Annotated in this window: 5 protein-coding genes; all 5 read left to right on the top strand. The window is 50.4% G+C overall.

Annotated features, from left to right (window positions below; translation table 11 throughout):
• Positions 1-197: hypothetical protein (locus ACFO6W_RS26440; RefSeq protein WP_380002188.1), on the top strand; the 197-nt coding region annotated here is incomplete at its 5' end.
• 340 nt (positions 198-537) lie between these two features.
• Positions 538-933, top strand: a complete 396-nt coding sequence (locus ACFO6W_RS26435) for a hypothetical protein (protein WP_380002186.1) — start codon at positions 538-540, stop codon at positions 931-933.
• 58 nt (positions 934-991) lie between these two features.
• On the top strand, positions 992-1,417 hold the full coding sequence (locus tag ACFO6W_RS26430; protein ID WP_380002185.1) for a hypothetical protein: 426 nt from the start codon (positions 992-994) through the stop codon (positions 1,415-1,417).
• A gap of 94 nt (positions 1,418-1,511) precedes the next feature.
• Positions 1,512-3,191, top strand: coding sequence for a beta strand repeat-containing protein (locus tag ACFO6W_RS26425; RefSeq protein ID WP_380002183.1), 1,680 nt, complete (start codon positions 1,512-1,514; stop codon positions 3,189-3,191).
• Positions 3,192-3,569: 378 nt separating this feature from the next.
• The coding region (locus ACFO6W_RS26420; protein ID WP_380002181.1) for a hypothetical protein at positions 3,570-3,987 on the top strand (418 nt) is incomplete at its 3' end.

Below are 3,987 nucleotides of genomic sequence, written 5' to 3'. Positions count from 1 at the left end.
CATTAACAACAGGACATGCATTAATTCTTTTCCGATGCCCGCCAGGCCGTCTGACCCTGCATCCTCTAACAGGGATGCGGCAAGAGATTCAAAACCAACCCGTAGGGGAACGGACGGCGGGACGGACATTAGTGAACAGTGGCGGGAGAGGCGCTGTCAACATAAACAGGAATGAAAATACATATAGTGTTTTATAGGATACCGCTACTGGCGGGTTGTTTAGATTCTCCCTGAACGAGGGGCGCAGCAGGTGGCAACGATTTGTCTTTATCACAAATTTGTCTTCAATCTCCTTACGGTCCCTTGCGAAAGACGCTTTAAGGTCTTATTGTCTTTTGTCTTACCGTTGTCACCGGCTGCTTTTTCATCAGGCAACAGTAAAATTATCAGGTAAAAAAACGGCACTATATATTATTATACATGAAAGCGGGAGCAGATGTGACAAAAGCTGATGAAGATAGTGGAGCAGGCATAATCCACCGGTAATAAGGGCTATACAGTCAACAGGGTTTACAAAAATACAAACAAGGCAATGAAATGTTTACGAAATACAGATTAGGATTCAGCACAAAGTTTGCCGGCCAACCGGCGCCGGAAGCGTTTTATTTAATTAGTGTTAAGTTTGTGAAGGCAGATAAGCGTTTTGTCTTCGATAGGATTGTCATAGGCTTGGGAAAAGTCCGGCAATCCTATTGTTATATCAAGACTGCTTTTACAGGTCTTACCACAGGACAAAACCTGTTACATATCCCTCTATGGATAAGACTCCCAACCACCCGGCACGGACCGGGCAAAACTACATATTTTCAATGTGATACTATTTTACACAAGCTTTGCGACACTACAGGAGTCCGGGATGGTTTTATCAATCTGTCCCCGGACTTCTGGGGTTGGCGGCTTGCGGGAATAGTCTCCGACCCCTTTTATTATTAACCATACAAATACCATTAACGCAATAATACAGGATTAAAACAACAAACAACAGAAAATCATGAGGCATATAAAGAGACTATCTACAATCATCCTGGCCCTGCTGGCCTGCCTGTTCAGTATAGCACCTGCACGGTGCGCCTGCCTGTTGGACGTCAAAGGCGAACGGCTTCCGCAGGCACAGGAGCCTGCAAGGGAAAAAAGCGACAGCATAAAAAAAGTGCGGACGGCGTCCCTGCCGCTGAATGCCATGGGCGGGCTTATCCTGCCGAAGCTGGAGCTGTCCGGCGCCAAAAGCCTGAGTCCCTATGCGGAAGAAACCGACACGGACTTCGCCAAAAAGAAGGAATCGCTGGTGGGCCTGCTGGTCTATCATACAGGCAGCAGCGATGGACAGGGCAAAAAAACTCTGCCGGCCGGGGTCTATGTGTGGAGCGGTGAAACGTGGCTGCGTGTCAGCCAGCTTGCGGACGGAGCCGGACAATAATCCTTTGCAACAACTTATGGCACAAACCCGGTGATTATTTAACCGGGAACAAACAAAGAAAACGAAATAATACAATAATTAATAAATATATGATATGAAACGTAAATTTTACCTATTGCTGATTTGGCTGCTGGTGGCAGCCGGCAGCAACGCACAAGTGACCATCGGCTCGAATGCGGAGCCTGTAAAAGGAGCCATCCTCGATTTAAAGAGCCAGGCTGCCGACGTCAATAATGTAACCAGCACCACCGGCGGGCTGGTGCTGCCGCGTGTCCAACTGGAGGCTGAGAACTCAGTCGCACTGTTTTTCGGCGGAACCGACCAATCCGACGATGTCAAGACACTGCTTACCGGATTGACTGTCTATAACCTGACCTCTACAGGCGGCTTCTCCGCCGGCCCTTACAACTGGGACGGCACCCAATGGGTCACCTTTGCCGGGGCGGGTGGTACTGCGTATGTAGGCAGCAGCCCTGTAACGGTAACCGGCAACAATATAGGCCTGATAACCGGGACAGCCAACGGGCAGGTGCTTAAATGGAACGGCACGGCCTGGGTATTGGCAACCGATACCAACACCACCTATACCGGAACCGCTCCCATCGCTGTATCGGCAGCTAACGCGATCAGCCTGAACGATGCAGGGGTAACAACTGTCAAGCTGGCGGACGGCGCTGTCAATAGTGCTAAGATAGCTGACGCGGCTGTAGCTACAGTTGACCTGGCGAACAATGCCGTGACCACAGCAAAGCTGGCTGACAATTCTGTTACCTCTGTTAAGATTGTGGACGGGGCTGTCGCTAACGCTGACCTGGCCAACAATGCCGTTAACAGCGCTAAAATACAGGATGGAACGGTCGCACTGGCTGATCTGGCTGATAACAGCGTAAATAGCGCGAAAATCGTTAATGCATCTATAGTGGCAGCCGACCTGAACGCCATGGGTGCGACAAACGGGCAGGTGCTTAAGTTTAACGGCACCGCATGGGCGCCAGCAGCAGATGCACAGAACCTGACGAACTCGACAACGAACACCATCAATGGAACACAGGTTCAGCGTGCCGCCCTCACCGGGGACGTCACCGCTCCGGCTAACAGCAACGCAACCACCATTGCCAACAATGCTGTCACCAGCGCTAAGATAGCTGACGGGGCTGTGGCTACAGTTGACCTGGCGAACAACGCCGTGACCACTGCAAAGCTGGCTGACAATTCTGTAACCTCTGTTAAGATTGTGGACGGGGCTGTCGCTAATGCTGACCTGGCCAACAACGCAGTTAACAGTGCTAAAATACAGGACGGGACGGTCGCCCTGGCTGACCTTGCGGCGAACAGTGTGAACTCATCAAAAATAGTTGACGCTTCGATAGTAAACGCAGACATAGCTAATACTACAATTACGCAAGGAAAATTGATCGGTACGGGTAGCACGGCCGGGCAGGTGCTCACTTCGACCGGGGCTGGAGCGGCGCCGACGTGGCAGACGCCTAAGTCTTCAGACATAACCGGACAGATAGTTGCGGCAGGGTCCAGCGCTATAATCAGCAACACGAGTGCTTTAAGCGGCACTATCACCGCGATAGTGTCTGGGACAGGAGTGGTAAGCACTTATAGCGTTTCTAGCACCGGGAGAACGGGGATAACTGGCATGTTCCTCTACACCGGACCTGTAACCTTCAGCGGTACGAACAGTACCGCTGGCTCTGCGCATATGATTATACACGCCACGACGACCACAACAATATCAGCTGGTTGGCGCGTAGCACCTTACTAATAAGATAAAACAAAACGTTCGAAAGATACACAATAACCCATAATAAGCAGACGCGCCGTCCACCTTAAGGGGTAGCAGCCTCCTACCCCTGTAGAGTTGCCACCACCCTCGAAAACTGGCCTTGGTGATAACAGCCTGTAAATATGCCGTTTATAATCATATATACGGGCAACGAAAGACAGCAAACCCGGGAGTTTCAGACTGTGTGGAGGCTTAGGTAGGAGTTAATGCGCTCTTACTGTAGTTTTTAGATGTTAGCGACCCTATTGCAAAAAAGGGTTTTATCCTGCGGGGAGCTTTCCGCAGGATTCTTTCATTAGCAAACAGCGAAAAAAGAGAGAAAAAAGCAAATAATATAAACAAAAAACGAAGCACAAAATGCTACTTAACAAGCTGAGAAGGCTGCTGGGCATGGAAAAGCAGATCCTTCTTTCCGTACCCGATACTTTTCCTACCTGGCATAGCAGGTATGGGGAAGACACACATTTTGCCAGTAAGATCAAGGGTATCCTCCCACCGATGAAGATCCATGCCCTCAAGAGCGGGGTTATCTTTTGGGAAGACGCCTGCCGGAAGCTGGCTACGGGAAACTATAGCCTGCGCATCGTATATCTGGAAGACCGGCCGACAGGCAAGGTCTATTACCCGATCGCCAACTGTAAGACGCTGCATACACAGCGTGCCCGCTACGACAAGGCATCGCAAAAGATACTGGTCGAAGGGAAACCCGTAGCTGTGGAAACGGTAGCCGGCAATGAAGGGTTGGCCTGTAACGACTTCCTGGAGTTCCTCGATA

Origin of the sequence: Dysgonomonas termitidis (assembly GCF_042654545.1) — a bacterium.
Taxonomy (GTDB): domain Bacteria; phylum Bacteroidota; class Bacteroidia; order Bacteroidales; family Dysgonomonadaceae; genus Dysgonomonas; species Dysgonomonas termitidis.
This window is presented reverse-complemented; position numbering and strand designations above follow the sequence as displayed.